The organism is Paraburkholderia solitsugae, assembly GCF_013177695.1.
GTDB lineage: Bacteria > Pseudomonadota > Gammaproteobacteria > Burkholderiales > Burkholderiaceae > Paraburkholderia > Paraburkholderia solitsugae.
On sequence record NZ_WOEY01000017.1, the window covers coordinates 41610 to 60774 of the forward strand.

Sequence of the window (19165 nt, forward strand, 5' to 3'; positions counted from 1 at the left end):
GTTAATTGAACCCACACCACGGCGAAATCGCAACCCGCACAGTCTGAAGTTAGGTCTGCAAGACTACTCTCTTCAACGTGGCGTCGTACGGATCGATGAAGGACCACCGCTTAGTGCAATCCTTTGACCTGTATCGCGCAGATTTCCACCGTTCACGTCGAAGATCGCGAGCTGCTTTTCAACGTTGTATTGAACGATAAGATACTTGCTGTCCGCAGTGAACACGATCCCCTGAGACGCCTGGCCGCCCGCCACCGCGGCCACATTTACTGCTCGTCCGTCACGAATTGCAAACAATACGATCTTTCCCTGAGCGCGACGTCCTGGGTTACCTGCCCGAAGATTTGAGCCGTCCATTGATTGCACCCCGATCCATTTTCCGTCGGCGGAAATCGCTACGCCTTCAGGCAGCGATGGAACACTGACGTGTTGTACCGCGCGAAACGGCTCATGGGATACGTCAATGAGAGTCACAGTGTCAGAATCGCCAACCAAGGTCCCCCGGTAAGAGGGCAACCCCGCCAAGCCAACATCGCTCACAACCGCCCAATTCCCGTCGCTTGATACATCGACCGTATACGGTGCCACGCCGCTTGACAGCCGCAAACCACTGTCCGTTACCTTGTCGTCAGCGACATCCAATACGGCGACACCTTGCTCGTCACGTAATGCGACCAGCGCGTGCCGTCCGTCATGCGTGAAACTCACACCCGCCAGACGTTTTTGGCCTACCCGCAGGCTCGCCGCAAGGCTTACATGCGTGCCCTCAATGCGAAGCTGAACCACGCTACCGTCAACACACGCCACCAACGCCAGGCTGCCCGCGCGGTTGACTGCAATGCCCTGCGGATGGCTACCCACCTCGATGCGGACGACCGTAGGTTCCCGTTTCTTCAGGTCAACGACCTGCACAAAAGTATCCATAAGCAACTGGCTGGTCGCGTGGTCGTAGCGCGTAGGTGCGCCGACCAAAGCGATCGTCGCGTCTGGCGTTATGGCTACGGCCTGCGGTGGCCCCTGAACGCCATTTTCCACCTCTACCTGCCGTTCCACCCGAGGCGGGAAATGACTTGCGTCAAGGAGCGTCAACGTGTCGGACTTCGGATTTTCCGGATATGTATCAAGCCCCTCGACACGCTGATATTTCGCATCATTGCCGGAGATGATCCAATCAGCGCCGTAGGACGTATTGGCCGCGACGACGATGGCAAAGCCGAACATTGCTCGCGCCCACTGACAGTATCTCGAAATAGGTAATTTCACCCGTCGACTCCTTAATGATCCATCGATTGATCACTTAACTGCGGCCGCACCGGCTTCGGCGATGACCGAGTCCTGCACGCCGGCACCGCCGCTGGCTCCAATTGCACCAATGAGTTTGCCCCCGATAACAATTGGAATGCCTCCCTCTCCCGCCAGAACGCCCGGAACTGAAAGTGTGGCCATCGAGCCGTTCCCAACCGCATCCTGGAAGGCTTTCGTGGGCCGACGAAACTGCGCGGACGCGTGCGCCTTCGCCTCTGCTATCGCGATGGATGCCAGCTGTGTGTCATCCATCCTGTCGCAGGACACCAACATTCCCTCGCTGTCGACAACCGCCACCGCGTACTGCCAGTTGCGACGACGTGCTTCTGCTTCGGCCGCGCCGATTACAGTCCTGGCTTGCTGCAACGTTATCGGGGGCCCGTACGGAATGTCGTATGGAAGAGTGGCTGGCACCGCTGTCGACTGGCCCTGTTGCGCTCGCGTCAAGTTCGTAGCTGCGAGTAGCGCAAGCAAGAAAACAGGAGAGACGGTAGCTTTGAACATGACACTCTCCCAAAAATCGTTCGCAAAAAGTAACCGATCAATCACGCAGTCTGATAGTGGCGTTCGGGCTGTGTCCTTTACAGCCGACCTCGTGCGCCCGACACGTCGCAGACGACTCCTTGCAGAATCATTGAGCTATTTCCTGAACGTTCGCCTTAGCTCTTGCACGTCGTCTTCGCCAAACATCTCTACCTATTACCAGCCAGATCACCAGTAACTCGAGCACAAAACATGCAGGCAAGATGAACGGCTGGATCCACGCAAGAAACGGCACCGGCCCACCCCGTCGCGCTATAGCGACATCCGTCGGAGTCACGCTGACCGACGGATTGCCAAAATGCTGCAAGACATAATTCGATATCGCGGCTATTTGTTCGTTGGTCAACGGCTGCACGTACGAGTCTTCCCCAAAGTCCGGCATTAGCACATGAGTATCGCCGACCTTCCTGTCTACGCCGCGCAAGATTGCGGCGACGAGATTGGAAGGATTTGCACCGCCGGTCGCAGTGTTATGGAACAGGGACGGATAACTCTGATCTTTGCTGCCCGAACCGTCCGAACGGTGGCAACTAGCGCAATAGCCGCGGTATAGCACTGCTCCGGAGGTTGGCGCAGTTACCCACGTCCCACTCGGACCAACATCTACCGAGGCGGCAGCGTCGCCGCGCCCTCCGTACCCGAATGCGGGTGTGCCCTCACCCGCTGTGCGGATTGGTCGTACGCTGCGTAAATATACCGCGATGGATTTGAGATCGTCGGTAGACAGCAATTGCAAGCTGTTCTGTACTGCCTCGGCCATGCCGCCCGCCGCCTGATTTTTTCCGACCACATGACCCGTCTTCAGATATGCAACCAGCTCGTCGTCCGTCCACGTACCTATTCCACTGACTGGGTCGGACGTGATATTGGGTGCATACCACGGTCCGAGTTGGGCGCCGCTGAAAGCACGGTCGAGGTCTTCCGCCATCAATGCATTTCGCGGCGTGTGGCATGCGCTGCAATGTGCCTGCACGTTAGTCAGGTACGCGCCGCGATTCCATTCGATGCTGCGATTCGGATTAATGGCAAAGCGCTGCTTTTTGAGGAACAGAAGATTCCATACGATCATGGACTGACGGATGTTGAACGGAAACGGTAACGTCGTTTTCGGTGGCACTGAGTCGACCGGTTCAATGCCCTTCATGAAGTATGCGTACAGAGCATGAACGTCCACATCAGTCAACCCGGCGTAAGACGTGTAGGGCATCGCCGGATAGAGATGTGCCCCATCGGCTCGCACTCCATCGCGCAATGCGCGCGCGAACTGCGCTTCCGTATAGTCGCCGATTCCGTCTTTCTTCGACGGTGTAATGTTGGTCGAGTAGATAGTGCCTATTGGCGATACAATTCCGTAGCCCCCAGAGAACGCTTTGCCTCTATCTGCGACTGTGTGACAAGCCATGCAATCGGAAGCAATTGCGAGCAAATGGCCCCTGTGGATGAGCTCGGATTCGGTATCATGCGCATCGACGGACGCACCGGATTTAGCAACGCTTTGTGCAAGCGCGCCGGTCGAATGGATTGCAAGCATACAGCCGACGCTGAATGAGACTGCCGCCACAGTCAACACCACTGCGCCACTCGAGCTTGACAACTCCTGACTCATCTCATGCTCGCCGCAGAGATTGCTCGATCGAGTCGGCCGCCTTGATCCCGAGCGCTGCCATCGAGAGCGTCGTATTTACGACCGAAGCCGAGGCCATAGCACCACCGCCCGGCAGCCACAGATTCGCGTGGTCATGTGCGCGGCAATTCCCATCGACGACCGAATCCTTTGCGCTTGAACCCATAATTGCGCCACCCATGATGTGGTTATTTGCGTTCAGACTTTTCGTGATATTGAACTCGACCGCGTCAAAGAGGCTGCCGATATGTTTAAGTTGCGCGTGCGCGGCGGTCGCGCCGTCGCGCACGTAATCGCCGACATCGTAGTAAATATCGGGGCAAGCAAGCCCATGCGGATCACGGCGTGTTCTGCTAAGTGTCAGTCGGTTTTTCGGATCCGGCAGTGGTTCGAGACTGATCGACAGGTCGACACCAAAAATAGCACGGCGACGAATTTCATCGTCAAGCTCCTTGCCAATCAGTCCAAGTCGCAACGCTTGCTCCGTAGCAGGCGCGACGCGTGAAATGTTGTTCAGAATCATCTTGTTCGACGAGTACTTCGACCGGAATGCGCCATCGCGCGGACCGACAATACAACTGCTTTGCGCGGGTCCGCGACCAAGCCACAGTGGTTCGTTCGCGAGAAACGTACAGTGAAACCCAGAATGATCCATCATGTTTCGACCGACCTGATCCGAGCTGTTTGCAATGCCACGTGGATTGCGCGCGTTGGCCGCAAGCAATAACAGGCGCGGTGTTTCGATACCGTTGCACGCAAGCACAAAAATCTTACCTTTGGCAGTGTGCGACTGATGATTCGCGCCGTAGAAATGGAGCATCGTAATATTGTTCTGGTCATCTGTATCGATCTTGTACGCGACCGACTCCGCCAGGACTTTCGCGCCATTCTTCTCTGCGCTCTGGATCGTGTGGATGCCGTTGTACATCGCTCCGATCGGACAGATCGGCTGGCAGTTGTTGTTGCCGCAGCAAGTCGGGCGGCCGTTCCATGGGCGCGTGCTGCGGCCCTGCGGGATCGGAATTGACTTATATCCATGGGCGTTGACGACCTCCGCGAAACGAGCGTCGCCATAAGCCCAAGGCACCATGTCCATCGGATACGGACGACTGCGCTCCGACGGCGACTGCCGTTCCGGATCATTCGGACCTGCGACTCCGAGCGCTTCCTCTGCACGACAATAGTAAGGCTCGAGATCGCCGTAGGAGATCGGCCAGTCACGGCCTACGCCATATGTCGATTGCATCTTGAAGTCCACCGGCAAATGCCGCCAACACGAAGCAGCCCAATGCCAAGTCGTACCGCCAACCGTGCGCAAATAGCCCTGCTGGAACGACCCCGCGCTTGGGCCGCTCAACGCGACGTAATCGTTTGGTGGAAAGTACAGCGGTGCGGGTGCCCCTTTCGCTTGCGGATACAACCCCTGGAAGTCCGAGCCGACGCGATTCGGAAACGGCATGTTGCGCCAATTCTCGACCGCAGTCGCACGATCAATTCGTAATCCGGCCTCGAGAATCACCACTGAGTGGCCTTTTCTCGCGAGTTGATCGGCGATCAATCCGCCGACCACGCCGGAACCGACTACTACGACGTCCGCGACAACGTCGCCACTTGAAGATATTGTCGGCGAGGCCATGGTCATGCCTGTTTGTCTATGACAGGAACAGACGCAGGAAGACGTGCTCTTTCGGCTTCAGCGGGCGTAGAGACGCCGGCAGCAGGTGGCGGTATTTCCCACCACAACGGGCCGTTGGCGCAATAGGTCGGCGGGCTAAGGCCATCCGCGACGGTTAAGTACATCAACGAATCGGCATACGCGACCATCGTCGAATGATGGTTGCGTGTGACTGTTCCCGTGTACCAGCTCGCGACGATTGCCAATGCGACGTCATGCAAGCCGGCCATTTTCGCGAGCGTCAACAGCTGCTGCGGCGTCTGACCTGCACGTGTCTGACGAGCAAGCGCCGCTGCACGATCGGGGAAACTACTGTCTTCAGTCGATAGCGTTGCGAATAGCCGCATACCTACCGTCGAGTCCATGGAGGTGTGGCCGGTCAGCGCAACCGACAGGGCAAGAAACTCGGATCCGCGGAAACTTGCGGGGTCTGCGCCCGGGGGGCGGGTTGGCACTTTTGATACGGCATTGTTCGACGCCTGCGCGAGTCCGGCAACCGGAAAGACCAGCGGTGAGAAAATGGCAAGTTGAGTGGCAACTGCGAGGGTCTTTAGCGCGCACCTACGCGTCAGGTCCGGCGTGAAGCCATTAACACTGCTGAGTTTCTCTTCAGACATGTTGAAAGATCACAAACGGGCGAAGTGTGGACTGGTTCATTTGTTGCGTATATCTCAACAAAGGGCGGCAAAGTGTCTGACTTCAACCAATTTTTGGCTCGATACTTAACCCGGCGAAAAACGCTTGTCTAATCTGCAACAATCGCGGTTGAACGACCGCACGGTGTGTTAGCGATTCGGTCCAAGTGTTGGCGTCGATTCTTAGCCTTGCGAGACATCAGCACCGGTCACCACCGACCAATTCAGGTCCGTCTTGATAGACGGTGAAGTGCCCGGCTCGAAATCGCCAGCAACATACAGCAGTGCGTTTTCACTTGTCACTGACCTCGAACCTAGGCTTCAAATCATGAAACGGTCAGCGGTACATTAGACAACTAACATTTTTCTCGTGTACCGCTCCGCTGGTCGTGAACGCAGCCTAGAGAGAGCAAATTCCGATCATCCTAGGCATGCCGTTCGTCGCCGCGAGCCTTCAATGAAAATGTTGTCTGTAACAGTTTCATTTAGCCCAAGCGAAGCGTGGAACAGCTCGATCGGCAGCCTAAAGGACCAACGCCCTCTCCGTACATGGCCACCCCTCTTGCAACCGGTCAAAATAGAAAGAACTATCGAGATCTTGACAGTCCGAGGACGAGAGTGCGAATAAAGCATTGCTAAATTCTGCTAATAGCTTGATAAATCCGATATTTCATGTCGAATCTGGTCTTATATCGATTTCCGTTCTCACTTTTAAGCGCATAGATCGTATTTTTCAGCTTCCAAACGAGTCGCCTGAAACGTATGCGTCACTGCAGCCTCGTAATTGCCCGTTTCTTTTCACCGCGAGTTCGTACCCGAGTCGAGCGTCCGTCAGCCGTCTCATGCCTCGCCACGTCATCGAGCTGCCAGGCGTAGGATCTCCGACACGAGCCGGATAGCCTCCAGCCGATCGATTTCCGTTTGCGTAAACTCCACACCTGACGGGTCCTGCGGAACTGCTCGGCTGCTCGCCGCGCGCCAGAAGATGCGCCAGCTTAGGTCCGCTAGCCCTTCCCTAGTCCATCTCGCCGTTGACTATCTCCTGCCAGACGATCTACACATCTACCTACATAGACAGTGTGTGCCGACCGGGATCGTGCGCCGTACGGCGCAGCCCGTCAGGATGATGCGAGAGTACCCTCGATACTTCGCCTGCTACTATCTTGAGGCATCTTCGATCGCGTGCGCCACTACTGAGAGAAGCTTCCTATCGAGATCGTGTGCGATCTCGTCGATCTCTGAGCTCTCGCAGACGTTGAGAAGAGAAGATGGTTGATCATACTCAATGCGAAGGCGATTCTCTTTGTCCTCGTACGCAATCAGCGTTAAAGGGACATACTGGCCAGCCCGTAGGTCGTGCTTGGTCATTTGTATCGCTACCAACGGGTTTCCCAATATGAACCGGAGCGCCTTGCTACCTTTCCCAACCATGTTAAGCGCACGACCGTGGTCAAGCGTAAAAAATATCATCAAGCCCTGGTCTCCCTCCATGCTCTTTATTGCAGCCGCCGCTTGGCGAGGCTGCCCAATCAAAGCCGCAATTGCAGCCTGATCGAATTTTCCGAGTCTTTCCTGGAAGGCTTTGACAAAATTTTCAAACTTGACGTCAGAGTTGATCGTTACGCGAACAATTGACCTCTGGGTTTGAGATGTTGTCACTTTAAACTCCTTTGAGATCGTGCTTGGTTGACAGGCCGACAAGAACTTAATTCACTCGAGCACCGTATTCGGATTATGGACGAGGTTTGAAAAACACGTCATTTGCAGCGCTCTTGCCATTGCCAGCAATTGTCAATAGAGGGAGGCGATCGGCGCGACACGGTCCCACGTGGACCTAACCATCTCTCAGTGCGCACGCGCGGCTACGCCACTCGAACCGCGAGAGAAACCAGATCCCGGCACTTCGGATATGGTCATGATCCCCTTGGGGCTCTCGTCGGAGATCACGCGAAGCATTGGCCTTTATGCAACGAACAAAATTTCCCCATCTGGAAGCGATTCTCAGCGTCGAGCACGGTACCGCGCTGACCGCAGCCAACGCCGCGGAACTGCACATCTCAGCGGCTACCAGTTTGTATTCTCGTGTCGTCGGTGTACTTCTGTTGTCCCGGACCGTTGCCAAACCTCCCGGTGTGTTCGCAGATGAAGTGATGGATAGTAGTAGTCGAAATTTCTGGCGCACTTCAATAAGCTGCAGCCATGCGGAACGGCCCGACAGACGCTTTATAGGGCATCGCAACAAGTAGCTTCATATTCGCAGCGCTCCCGCGCGATTCGACGCTGCGCGGCGGTACTGAGTTGGCGAGATGCCACGAGCCGACTTGAAGGCGCGGCTAAACGAAAATTCCGACCGATAACCGACACGCGATGCGATCTCCGTGAGTCGCAGATCGGTTTTCTCAAGCAACCGAGCAGCAACGCCCATACACCGGCGTATCAGGTAGCAATGTGGCGGCTCACCCACAGAGGCGCTGAAGTTGCGAGCGAAAGCGGCTCTCGACAAACCAGCTTCCTGGGAGAGTTCTTCTAGTGTCCACGCGCATTCCGGTGCTTCATGAATGCGCGGGAAGGCCCTCGCCATATGGGGCGACCGCCGGCCCGAAGACCAGTCGTTGGCGACCGGAGACGTAGTGTCGACCGAATCGCGCATGAAGTGGATGAACAAGGATGAAAGCAGGTTGCGCACTACGATCTTACTGCCGAAGTTAAGTGTCTCCACTTCGTTACGGAGCATGCGCAGTGTATCGCTCAGCGGTGAACATCCGCGTTCCGTACCAGTGCGTAGTGAAACGGCTCGTGGTAAAGCCCGTAAGGCGGGAAGTGCCAGCTGCTGGTCCATGTCAAACTGGTCGCAGATCAGCTTGACTGCCCTTGGATTACGATCGACGATGCCATCACGCTTAGCCAGGAACGCCTCCAATGGCATAGCTCTTCCCCGCCGCGAATACGCCACTTCGTGCCCGCAGCCACGCGGAATCAAGATTAGTTCGCAGCCTGCAATTCCAAGCTTTCCGTGTCGGGTTGCCGCACGAAGGCGCCCTTCCGCCACGAAATGGAACACCACGGCGTCGCGGGGTTCTGCAGCGAACTCCCACGGGGCCGCCACGCGCGCGCACCAATACCAGCCCGTCGGCGCGAACTTCTTTCAACCAATCGTTCAAAGCGCCCATGACTGCATTCTGGCAGAATGAAACGATCCCCTATGCTATGGCGCATTTTGCGCATGGTCCCATTGTGATGCAGCCGAGACGATGAAGAGCGCGGAAGAATTATTCGATACCAAGGGTCTCGGGCAACTAGATCTGCGCCGGTTTGGTGACATGCGTTGGTTCGATCCCAATTTGAACGCGGCTGCAGAGAACCTTGCACCGAAGTGCGACACATCTCCAAGGGCGCCGGTAGCGCTTTGCGCGCACAGCCTTGACGCATCAGATCGATTCTGCACTCAGTGCGTCGACTGTGAAGAAGTAAGAGAGTGAACAGCGACAGCCTAATGGCAAGGCCGCCAAGCTCCTGCAGATTGTCCTGAAACCAAGCTTGAAGGGCTCGCCTAAATCGGGCGGTAAGCAGACAAAGGCGCTTCAGCGCCCTTTTTCATGTAAGGAGCCGCTCAAACTTCATCGGGCAGGCAATCTCCCTTTTATATCACCCGTGAGGGACTCAGGCTCAGCCCTGAGATTCCCGTACATTCCTCAAAACAGCTTCTGACGAGTTGCCCCCCAAAGGTTCGGCGCGTTCAAGAGATCTTGCGCGACCTCATGCGGGAAATTCGCAGCATGTGGCGCGAATGCTTCAATGACCGAAGTAGATCGGCTTCATGCCGTCGTTGGATGGTGTCGATCGATGGGCACCGGATACGGACGAACCCACGACCGTGCCGCCGAAGCCGCTAGTGTCAACGACGCGAGCCTTTGCTGCAGCGGTCGCTTCGTTCTGTTCGGCTACGCGCGCTTCCGCAGCCTGAATTTCGGCCGGATAGGTTGCGTCATTGCTGGCGCCTGGGTTATACCCGGCCTTTTCGAGCTGAATCAGTTCGGCACGCACTTCAGCGCGCGTTTTCGGTGCGTTCGACTGAGCAAAGGATGCAAGCGGAGCGACGAGTGCTACGGTGATAGCAACTGCTTGAATAAGGGTTTTCATGATAATTTACCTCGACATTTCGTTTAGCTGCTACGGACAGCCCTGTTCGTAGCCAGTGACTACAGTCTAGGTAAGTTAATGCTTAAAATTAAGCTGCCCGAAAGGAAAGCATTGTTACCATTCTTAAGGGTAAAACCATTAAAAACGGGGATTGGTGATGACCCGACTCAACGTGTCCATGCCAACATTATGCTCAGGATTTTTAGGGGACCGGATGTTCGGTGGAGCTCACTCACCCAAAGCACTTCCGCTTGCTTCTGGGTCCACCTAGACAATGTCCAAAGGTTGCCACGCGGCAGCCCTCCTTCGTGCGGCCAGCGCGCCGGGAAGAAAATCACGCTTCAGTGCATCCTGCTCTCGATGCTCTGCCCATCGAAAGCCGATAATTGTTCGACTGAAAAATGCTAGCCGAGCGAGTGCACGTCGGCGCCGAACTTCGAGCACAAGATTCGGTTGGGATCCCCGCTTAGCGCTGTTTTGGTAGTCAGAGGTGCGCCCACCTTGTCCATTGCGATGTCAATGGACAACCCTAAGCAGAGGTGCTGTCGCTGGCGTTAGCATTCGCCAATTAATCTTTGGTTGTTGTGCGCCCGCCGCGCGCCAAGTTGCGGAGACTTCAATCAGGCGGCCGAACTCTATAAGCGAAGTCGCGGGTGCCCAAATTGCTAACCAGTTGCCAGATGATCCGTGGATATGGACAACGGTGTCACTGCCGCCATCTTGTCAGAAACTTCACCCTAATCGACATGTCCCCCATGCGCCCGAGCAACTTCGCCAAATCGATACGCGTTGTTCTAGCTGTTTAGTGTTCCCGCTGAGTAGACAAATTTTCTACATGGACCACCTCGCTGCACGGTGCCCTTTGACAAGGGCGATCTAATCGCAAGGCACCTTGCGGCACCCCTGCTTCCAGCAATCGAATAACAGGAAATCGCCTGTTCACTGTTCTTCGACGCAATCACCCGTGGTCCAGGTGCTCACATTCTCCAGGCTAACGGAAACTCTTCCGGCACCTTGCGTCGCTCGAATCGTGAACATCGAGTTCTACTGCAGCTCTCAGTGACATCCCGTCGCGAAAGTAGCTGACTGTTCAGCCTAGGGTCGAAGCCGACGGTGAGCATTCAGCAGAAGATCTGCGATCCGCCGGATCGAGCATAAGCAAGGATTTATTCCTATTTGGTGACAGCGTCTCCTGAAGGGGTCGAAGCGCCGGACAGCTGCGTCCGTCCACTCCGAGAATCCGGCGTCACTCCCACCGTCCGAGGCTGACTCGTATCTGAAACCTCTGTCGGTTCGACATCGGCGTCGACGTAGTTCGGCGGGGCGGTGCCGCTGTTCAGCAAATAGCGACGTCGCTGCATGTAAGCATCTCGAACAAACGTGTACTTATCCAATGCTGCTTGCGACAGCACATCCGTCGCGCCGAGAAGATCAGCTCGAGCACCTATGAAGTTCACGCCAAATAGGGGCACGCTGGCTTCCGCCGGTAGGTAGCTTGTGGGTGTGGTGAAATACGAAAATATCCAGCCCGTTGAGTCGCGGAGGGAACTCGGGCCGAACAACGGTAGCACGAGATAGAAACCGGAAGGCACGCCATAATGCCCCAACGTCAGACCAAAATCCTGATTGTGCTTTGGCAAACCGGCAGGTGTCGCCCAGTCGATCAGACCACCGATCCCGAACGTCGAATTGAACGCAAAACGCATCAGATCTTCGGTGGCGTCGGTACCCTTCAGTTGCAGCACATCGTTCGAGAAGTTTCCAACGTCGCCGATGTTCGAGAAGAAATTCCTTATTGCCGTGCGAATTGGGTTCGGTGTTATCTTTGTGTATCCCACGGCCACCGGACGCGCGACGTATGTGTCCACGCGATCGTTGAATGAAAATACCGCGCGATTCAATGGTTCCAGGGGATCTCCCGGCGTCCGGTCAAAGTTGGTCGCGCAACCGAACAAGCCTAGGATACTTGTCACCACTATCCCGAGCTGTAGACTTCGGACCTTCCGACTTGCTTGCATCGCTTTCTTTCCTTGCGTTCCTGTCTCTCGAATCGCCCCGACGTTCGTACGAAAGTCCGGTCGTAACCGCCCCTTCACATATGTCGCAGACGACAAATGCAACACCTAGTCGGTGCGAGATTTCGCCTATTGCCGCATGGGAAAGTTTGCAAATCATCGGGTGCTCCGCAGTTCGCTAGCAAAACTCAAACTGCCCTGCGCACCGGTTCACTCGTGCATCGAGTTTAGCGAGCAATAACGTTCTGAAAAAGCAGGCTTCGCAAAAGACACTATTGTTCTGCGGCGAACAAAGCAGTGTACGGGGGGTACCATGCATTAAGAGCGTGCATTGTGAAAAGCCTGCTAGCGCGCATACATCATGCGCATCGATAGAATTGTGCTGGCCGTTTTACATTTCGACGCACTTCTTCCGCCGGTGGTACTTGAAGCAACGACCTCAGCGGCGACGTCATCAACGCACGCACGAACCTGCGCGACGACAAATGTATCGGCCCACCCTGCAAATCGTTCGTTACGGGGAACGTGCAATACGCGGATTGACTAACGAAAATGTGAACTTTCCGAATCGCGCTGCGGCTCAGGCGAGCTTCATTCTTTCGAGACGTCGCGCGTCAGGCGGAGAAGCTCACGCCTCAGAGACGCCGCTTGCTGGCGCCCGAACTTGCGTTCGAACTCGTCCTGAGCCGCGCTCCAATGCGTCACGGCCTCGTGTAGCTTCGCGTGGCCGCCACTAGTCAGAACCAGTTGAAGACGCCGCCTCACCCGTCCGTCTTGCTCGCTTGCGACAAATCCATTGCGCAGCAACGGCCGAAGTATGCGCACAAGCGTGGTGCGGTCCATCACCATCGCCTGCGCCAATTCCAGCATCGTCAGCCTTGAGCTACATCGAAGCGCACAAAGGATGCTGAACTGCGTCGGCGTAATACCCGCTCCGCTCAGATGTCGCTCGTACAATTGCGAAATATGCCGCGCAGCCTGACGAACAGCGAAACAGTCGTCGTTTTCGAGGGATTGGATGTGCATTCGCACAGATTAGTAGCACAGATGCCGACTATCAATACTCGTCGTGCATCAGTTTCTTTCATAACGGAAAACCATCGGAGGTAACGGGTCGACATGAGGCGGAGAGCTAGGCGGCCACTTGTCCAACTTTCGGAATCGTGGACTGGTCAGGTACTTCTAGCGACCTCGCGCGACCGAGCGACAAACCCATTTCAACGCCCTTCATAAGCTTAGCGCTAAAGCGCTGAACAGAACGTGCACCCGTGAGGCAAAGCATCACGCCTCCAACTTAGCCCGCACACGCCGGGCCCCTGCTACCTCGTCGAAAAATGCCGCAGCATACTCGACGAACACCTTCACCTTAGCCGGCAGCAGGGTTCGTGAGTTATAAGCGAGTCGAAGCTCAATATCTCCGTCAACAATTTCGAAGTCTTCAAGCATGGCCTCGAGCTTACCTGAAGCCAGCTCCTCCTGGACCAACGCTACGGGCACGACGCCGACGCCCCAACTCTCCAATACCATTTCCCGGTTGAACACCGGGTTGTTCGAAGCGATATCGAACTTCAACGGGACGGTCAAATCCTCGTCACCCAGGCGAAAAGTCAACGATGGCTTGCGAAGTGCGGGCGACATCGCGACGAACGTGTGATCAACCAGTTCAGACGGATGCTTAGGAACCGCGTGATTCTTGAGATATGCCGGCGTCGCGACGACCGAGAGCGGCATGCGTTCCAGAAGTCGAGTCACCACGGTGTCGGTGCTCAACATAAAGGGGATAACAATCCCTAAATCATAGCCGTCCGCCACCAGATCGACAGGTCGCTCGGTAAGAGTTAGGTCCAGACTTACTTTTGGATATTGCCGCTTGAAGCCTGAAATAAGTGGCACGAGCCGACTTACGGTCGCAGTTGTGTGAGCAACAAGTCGAAGCACGCCAGTTGGCTCCCGTGTCTGGTTTGACGCTTCAGCTTCCAGCACCTCCAGTTCATCGAGAATCCGGCAACAGCCGTCATAGAAATGCTCCGCTGCTTCGGTGAGCGAAACCTGTCGAGTCGTCCGATGAAGCAGACGGCTACCCAGACGATGCTCAAGTGTCGTTATGGCGCGCGACACAGCCGGCGTGGCTATGCCCAGCATGTCTGCTGCGCGGGTAAAACTTTTCGCTTCAACGACCGAGCGGAAAACACGCAAGCTATCAAGGTAATCCATAGGGCACCTTCGGTAGGCATATCTGCAATCGGGCATTCTGTTACGCGCAAAGCTACGTGCGCAACCACTCGTAGCCACAGAACGAAAGCCAGCCAGATCTCCTTGACGAACGGAGCGTAGTGTCGTGGCAAAGCCTCCGCGCCATTATCGAGCAGCACTCGATTACGTGTTCCGGAATTGTCGCAGAGTTGCATATTTTTGCGCCTATTGCCATGACGCGTAGCTTCGATCCAGCGGCCGCACTCCGTCCTATGCGAGTGGAATCAACGTTTCCGCTCGAACACGCCAATCAAACGGCTTGCTCGATCCGGAAGGCGCACGCAAAACGTCGCCGCCTCACCCGAGCGAATGCTGGGCGAGGCGGCCTCCCAAGCAGGATGAGCGTGTGCGCCAAGTCCAGATGATCGGACAAGCCGGCAACTCTGCCGCGACGCGTCTGGGCTGGATCCGTCGAGGCTGCCTGACACAGGGGCTAGACGCTCGCGACACGCACCAGTGGAACATTTGATCTCATCTGCGTTTTCTACAAAATACGCAGATTCAAGCAAAAAACCGGATTTCGGTCACTCCAGAGAAAACGACTCCTGCGAAGTTTTTTACCATATCCACCTTCCCGTCTATTCGATGAAGAGTCTTCTATAGGTTCACCATAGTCGGGACGATTCAGTATTCATCATACGAGTACAGAGAGAAAAATCTCGGCGTAATATTTTGCTATCGCCGTTTCCATCTAGCCAACGAACAGTCTTCTAGGAGCTCACTGCACTCAGGACGAGTTGCCACGCGCTATACGATTCGTTGCCAAGGATTACCACGCAACGACTCAGCACGCGACCGCGAAATCGGGAAACACGGATGAATATGGATACCATGATCCTGCCTGCCCACATTAGTCCGTTGAAGATTGATCTTCAGGCAGACATGCCCTGGATGGAGGGCACCGCATCCTCTTGTTTAAACTCATTGATAAGAGTCGAATGACTTCCGTGACTCGGAAGATCCATGTTATCGAGTTAACTGCGACACGATCTCGCCATGCAATTCAAGGGAGAATTACTATGGATCGGCTGCAAGCGATGCTGGTGTTCACAAGGGTCGTCGACAGCGGAAGCTTTTCACGCGCGGCGGACACGCTCGATCTCGCACGAGCGTCGGTCACAGTCATTGTTCAGAATCTTGAGACTTATCTGAAGGTTCACCTGCTACAGCGTTCGACACGACGGCTCAGCCTGACACCCGAGGGCGCGCAGTTCTACGATCGTTGCGTGAGAATACTGGCGGATATTGACGAGATGGAGGGCGGCATGTCGATCGTTGGGAAAATGCCGCAAGGCAAGCTTCGCATCGACACCCCAGGGTCAATCGGAAAGACCCTACTGATTCCAGCTTTGGACAACTTCAGAGCCCGTTACCCGGACATCGAGCTCATCATCGGTTGCGGCGATAAGCCTGTCGACCTAATCCAGGAAGCAGTCGATTGCGCAATCAAGCTCGGATCACTCGTGGATTCAAGTCTCGTGGCGCGACGCATCGGCACACTGCAGCGCGTGACAGCAGCAGCGCCAAGATATCTGGAACACCATGGTGTTCCACATTCAATCGACGATCTGTGTGCGCATGTTTGTGTGCGGTACCTGTGCCCCGGGGCAGCACGCACAACCGACTTACAATTTCAACTGAACGAAAGAATGATCGAATTAAATCTGCGAGGAAGCGTGACGGTCAACGACATGGAAGCCTATCTTGCATGCGGCTTAAAGGGGCTCGGCATCGTCCAGGTGCCTCGCTTCATGGCCATGCCGTACCTTCGCTCAGGAGAACTGGTAGAAATCCTGCCGGATTGCAAGCCGAACGCAACCCCTGTTTCCGTTGTCTATCTGCAGAACCGGCATCTGTCGGGCTCTGCAAGGGCCTTTGTCGACTGGATTGCTGAAGTGTTCGAAAATGCTCCACTCTTCGTGAGAGAGGCGCGGAAAGAAGTGCCGCTACGTCCAGCCGAACCGGACCACCCCACTGGCGTGGGCGATCTTTCACGCGCAATGTCCACCACCGGGGAAAGCTCCAGTGATTCCGCAACGGTCCAAGCACTCTAAATACCCACTCGGCGGTAAACACCTTTGGTCCTCTGTCGGTATCGTGTCAATTCAGGTCACTAAGTGTGCCCTTCCATTCGCTCTTGGCAAAAAAAACGCTATCTTCAATGAGCACAAGCAACCATTCCTCATGCTGCGTCGTTACGGAGCACCCATGAATTAGTCATACGGCCCATTCGCCGATCCCTATTTAACGCGATGTGAAAAACTGAAGTATCGATCATTCATAAGCTCTTCGATCTAAGCGGCCGCGTGGTCGTCGTAACCGGCACGACCAAGGGCATGGGACTGTCGATCTCGCGTGCGCTAGGCGATGCCGGCGCAAAATTGGTGATTTCCGGGCGCGACCAGAACGCCGCCGATTCGGTTGCAACAAAGCTCCACGAGACAGACGGCATCGACGTCCGGGCGATCGCCTGTGATATTTCCGATCCGGCAAGCGTTGACCAGTTCGCTGCGCGGACACTTCATGCATTCGGCCGCGTCGACGCGCTGATACTGAACGCCGCAGGTGCCTCGCCCAGAGCTGTTACAAGAAAAATCTCAGCCTGATCACTTGACTTCCCTTAGCCAGTGACTATTGCGGAGGACTGCAGCTTACTTCTCGCTAGCAGTACAACTGGCGCGTCGATGCGAGATTGGACTTGGCGGCAAGTCGCCTCGGGTGCGCCGCTCAATGTCGCAAGAAGATACAGTGCGCTCAGCGTCCGGTGCTGCTAGCCGGTCTCCAACCTCAAACGCGCCTGTCTGTCTGAATATTCGCATGATGATTGATCTCACAGATCCGCATGCGGACTCCATTTGTAAAACACTGACTCCGCCGCCCGGTTCCGGGATTCAAGGGAAATGGGTAAAACGCTACGGGATTGCCAAGGTTGAATGGCTGACGGATGAAGTCTGTATTCGCGGTGTTTGAACAACGGCTATCGCCATCAGCGCATGGAGATTGTCCCAGTAGGCGAATACACGTCAAAGTAATCAGGCGCACCGTTGATTGTTGAACCCAGCGCACAATTGAATTCGCCTGCGCCTACTAGCGATGCGACGCCGACCGTCTAAACTCCCCTTGGAGCAGCTACCCGACACTGCGGTCCCCGAAAAGCGACTTATCGATGCAAGCCACGATACGACGAACCGGTTCGAACGGTCGTCGATCGCATCGCCGCGAATCCTCAACTACGATTGCACAGGCCTTTCAAGAATCATCCGTTCCGGCTGAAAATCATGGCTCCTCCCGTGTCCCTGGATACGGTTGCCCGTTACGGCGGGCTTTTTTTTGCATTCAGGAACGCAGATTCCCATCCTCATGATACCCCAACTGTCTCCTATGCAATAGCGCCCGGCTACATCACGCGAAATCAGAAAGTAAGTACGTAGCAATCCGGCGTCCAATCAATTCGACACCTGCAACCATACAATCGTCGACTGGAAATTGCGCGTGACAGGAGACCGCTGAGCGCGTCAAATATGCGACTCCTGTCCGTTTCTTCCAAACGGACAGGAGAAATTTTTGCGTCCTCGCTCCTAGTCCGGGCCAGGAAATCGCGCGTACGCACGCTTATAGAAATTCGCAATCGCGGCAATGCGCCTAGACCATTGGCGACGGGTCCGTCGATCGAGACGTCGGTAGCCACGGCGAGAGGCAGCCCGAATTGGCTTACGCTGTAAGCTCATGTTAGGCCCCCTTCTTCTCGAACCAAGAACCTATGCGTAGACGTCCGATCCCGCTACGCGGAATAACGACGACTTTCAGGGCCGCTTGACGACAGTCGGCGCGTGCAAATGCTTCTTCAAGAAGCTGATGACGTCGGCGAGCACCGCGGGATGCGAAGCAAGCTCGTCGTGCGACGCGTCGGCCTGATCGATGACTTGAGTCGAAACGCCAGCATTGATCAACGCGATGGCATATTTCTCGGCTTCGCGGCGCAACCGGTCCTGCATTGCCGTAACGATCAAGGCAGGCTGCAACCCGTGGAGTCGCCTCGAGTCGAGAGGCGCTGCATAAGGATGAAAATGTTGGGTTGGACTCGGTAGATAGGCCCGATAGCAGCGCGCGAGTTCGCTCATGTCTTTCGCTTCAACGATCCCACTCTCGGAACCCATGCGTGTCATGCTCGGATCGAGCAATGGCGCAATCAGTACCTGGGCCGAGATGGTCACTTCGCCGCGGTCACGTGCAATGGCCGCGACGCACGTCGCGAGATTGCCGCCTGCGTCGTGACCTGCGATTCCCACTAGCCTGGAGGCAACGCGGTGCGAACCGGTTCCGGAGACCGCCCATTTCAGCGCCCTATATCCGTCTTCAGGTGCGACAGGAAATGGAAACTGTGGTGCCAGCGAATAGCCCACCGATACGACCCAGGCTCGGGTCCGACACGCGACCGTCATAGCCGTGATGCCCGCGTCGTCGAGCGATCCTCCAGTGAATGCACCGCCATGAAAATAGAGCACCACGGGAAAAGCGGCGCTGTCTGATGCTGGTTGATAGCTGCGCAGAATAATAGGTTGCACATAACCGGTAATGCGAATTTCCTCAATAGAGACGTCCGAATTTCGAGTCGATACCATGATCATTTTCTTCCGCATCGGCCCGTACCAACCCAATTTCAATAGCGCAGATTGTGGCGCTTGGGGCGGATTGGATAAATCGTCGTGATGTTTAAACACAATTCAAAGAAGGTAAACAATGCGGCATGCCCGCCGGGCACCTCATTCACGCGATCGAATAACACACTGGACAGTCCTCATATCGATTTCTGATCGCTCGCCGCCTGCTCCGCCAAGGACTTGATGTTGACCAACCAACGTTCTTTGCGTAAATCGCGTGAGCATGCGACTTCGCCAATCAGGCACACTTCAACAGACGTTTCCTCACGGCTAACGCATGTCCCCCGAAACATGGCTGTCGCGAGCGCGACAGC

Annotated in this window: 15 protein-coding genes; 3 read left to right on the forward strand and 12 right to left on the reverse strand. The window is 55.6% G+C overall.

Annotation, left to right across the window (positions count from 1 at the left end; all coding sequences use genetic code 11):
• Nucleotides 1–72 precede the first annotated feature (72 nt).
• The 11 genes from GNZ12_RS04220 to GNZ12_RS04270 all read right to left on the reverse strand — a co-directional run bounded on the left by GNZ12_RS04220 (nucleotide 73) and on the right by GNZ12_RS04270 (nucleotide 14151).
• Complete coding sequence (locus GNZ12_RS04220) at nucleotides 73–1221, reverse strand: YncE family protein (RefSeq protein WP_216673093.1); 1149 nt, start codon at nucleotides 1219–1221, stop codon at nucleotides 73–75.
• Nucleotides 1222–1293: 72 nt separating this feature from the next.
• The gene (locus GNZ12_RS04225; protein WP_172309160.1) at nucleotides 1294–1809 is read right to left on the reverse strand and encodes a GlcG/HbpS family heme-binding protein; all 516 of its coding nucleotides are present in this window, start codon (nucleotides 1807–1809) and stop codon (nucleotides 1294–1296) included.
• Nucleotides 1810–1936: 127 nt separating this feature from the next.
• Nucleotides 1937–3454, reverse strand: a complete 1518-nt coding sequence (locus GNZ12_RS04230; protein WP_235993594.1) for a cytochrome c — start codon at nucleotides 3452–3454, stop codon at nucleotides 1937–1939.
• A 1-nt stretch (nucleotide 3455) separates the two neighbouring features.
• Entirely contained in the window at nucleotides 3456–5108 is a 1653-nt protein-coding gene (locus tag GNZ12_RS04235; protein ID WP_172309161.1) for a GMC family oxidoreductase, read from the reverse strand.
• A gap of 2 nt (nucleotides 5109–5110) precedes the next feature.
• Nucleotides 5111–5764, reverse strand: coding sequence for a sugar dehydrogenase complex small subunit (locus GNZ12_RS04240; protein WP_172309162.1), 654 nt, complete (start codon nucleotides 5762–5764; stop codon nucleotides 5111–5113).
• Between the two features lie 1176 nt (nucleotides 5765–6940).
• Complete coding sequence (locus GNZ12_RS45225; RefSeq protein ID WP_172309163.1) at nucleotides 6941–7441, reverse strand: DUF302 domain-containing protein; 501 nt, start codon at nucleotides 7439–7441, stop codon at nucleotides 6941–6943.
• A gap of 589 nt (nucleotides 7442–8030) precedes the next feature.
• Complete coding sequence (locus GNZ12_RS45230) at nucleotides 8031–8888, reverse strand: AraC family transcriptional regulator (protein ID WP_172309164.1); 858 nt, start codon at nucleotides 8886–8888, stop codon at nucleotides 8031–8033.
• Nucleotides 8889–9574: 686 nt separating this feature from the next.
• Entirely contained in the window at nucleotides 9575–9922 is a 348-nt protein-coding gene (locus GNZ12_RS04255; RefSeq protein WP_172309165.1) for a DUF4148 domain-containing protein, read from the reverse strand.
• 1172 nt (nucleotides 9923–11094) lie between these two features.
• Complete coding sequence (locus GNZ12_RS04260; protein WP_328805948.1) at nucleotides 11095–11895, reverse strand: MlaA family lipoprotein; 801 nt, start codon at nucleotides 11893–11895, stop codon at nucleotides 11095–11097.
• 633 nt (nucleotides 11896–12528) lie between these two features.
• Nucleotides 12529–12963, reverse strand: coding sequence for a MarR family winged helix-turn-helix transcriptional regulator (locus GNZ12_RS04265; RefSeq protein WP_172309167.1), 435 nt, complete (start codon nucleotides 12961–12963; stop codon nucleotides 12529–12531).
• Between the two features lie 255 nt (nucleotides 12964–13218).
• On the reverse strand, nucleotides 13219–14151 hold the full coding sequence (locus GNZ12_RS04270; RefSeq protein WP_172309168.1) for a LysR family transcriptional regulator: 933 nt from the start codon (nucleotides 14149–14151) through the stop codon (nucleotides 13219–13221).
• A gap of 1058 nt (nucleotides 14152–15209) precedes the next feature.
• Here GNZ12_RS04270 and GNZ12_RS04275 point away from each other — a divergent pair.
• The 3 genes from GNZ12_RS04275 (at nucleotide 15210) to GNZ12_RS04285 (ending at nucleotide 17160) form a co-directional block, all read left to right on the forward strand.
• A complete protein-coding gene (locus GNZ12_RS04275) occupies nucleotides 15210–16244 on the forward strand; it encodes a LysR family transcriptional regulator (RefSeq protein WP_172309169.1) in 1035 nt (344 codons plus the stop codon).
• 252 nt (nucleotides 16245–16496) lie between these two features.
• Complete coding sequence (locus GNZ12_RS04280; RefSeq protein ID WP_328805949.1) at nucleotides 16497–16796, forward strand: SDR family NAD(P)-dependent oxidoreductase; 300 nt, start codon at nucleotides 16497–16499, stop codon at nucleotides 16794–16796.
• A 211-nt stretch (nucleotides 16797–17007) separates the two neighbouring features.
• Complete coding sequence (locus GNZ12_RS04285) at nucleotides 17008–17160, forward strand: hypothetical protein (RefSeq protein WP_172309170.1); 153 nt, start codon at nucleotides 17008–17010, stop codon at nucleotides 17158–17160.
• A gap of 833 nt (nucleotides 17161–17993) precedes the next feature.
• Here GNZ12_RS04285 and GNZ12_RS04290 read toward each other — a convergent pair.
• Nucleotides 17994–18911, reverse strand: coding sequence for an alpha/beta hydrolase (locus tag GNZ12_RS04290; protein ID WP_328805950.1), 918 nt, complete (start codon nucleotides 18909–18911; stop codon nucleotides 17994–17996).
• Nucleotides 18912–19165 lie beyond the last annotated feature (254 nt).

Bases quoted from the DNA above. Each gene is read 5' to 3' on its own strand.
- GNZ12_RS04220 (WP_216673093.1), bottom strand. From the start codon at position 1,221: ATGTTCGGCTTTGCCATCGTCGTCGCGGCCAATACGTCCTACGGCGCT.
- GNZ12_RS04225 (WP_172309160.1), bottom strand. From the start codon at position 1,809: ATGTTCAAAGCTACCGTCTCTCCTGTTTTCTTGCTTGCGCTACTCGCA.
- GNZ12_RS04230 (WP_235993594.1), bottom strand. From the start codon at position 3,454: ATGAGTCAGGAGTTGTCAAGCTCGAGTGGCGCAGTGGTGTTGACTGTG.
- GNZ12_RS04235 (WP_172309161.1), bottom strand. From the start codon at position 5,108: ATGGCCTCGCCGACAATATCTTCAAGTGGCGACGTTGTCGCGGACGTC.
- GNZ12_RS04240 (WP_172309162.1), bottom strand. From the start codon at position 5,764: ATGTCTGAAGAGAAACTCAGCAGTGTTAATGGCTTCACGCCGGACCTG.
- GNZ12_RS04255 (WP_172309165.1), bottom strand. From the start codon at position 9,922: ATGAAAACCCTTATTCAAGCAGTTGCTATCACCGTAGCACTCGTCGCT.
- GNZ12_RS04265 (WP_172309167.1), bottom strand. From the start codon at position 12,963: ATGCACATCCAATCCCTCGAAAACGACGACTGTTTCGCTGTTCGTCAG.
- GNZ12_RS04270 (WP_172309168.1), bottom strand. From the start codon at position 14,151: ATGGATTACCTTGATAGCTTGCGTGTTTTCCGCTCGGTCGTTGAAGCG.
- GNZ12_RS04275 (WP_172309169.1), top strand. From the start codon at position 15,210: ATGGATCGGCTGCAAGCGATGCTGGTGTTCACAAGGGTCGTCGACAGC.
- GNZ12_RS04285 (WP_172309170.1), top strand. From the start codon at position 17,008: ATGATGATTGATCTCACAGATCCGCATGCGGACTCCATTTGTAAAACA.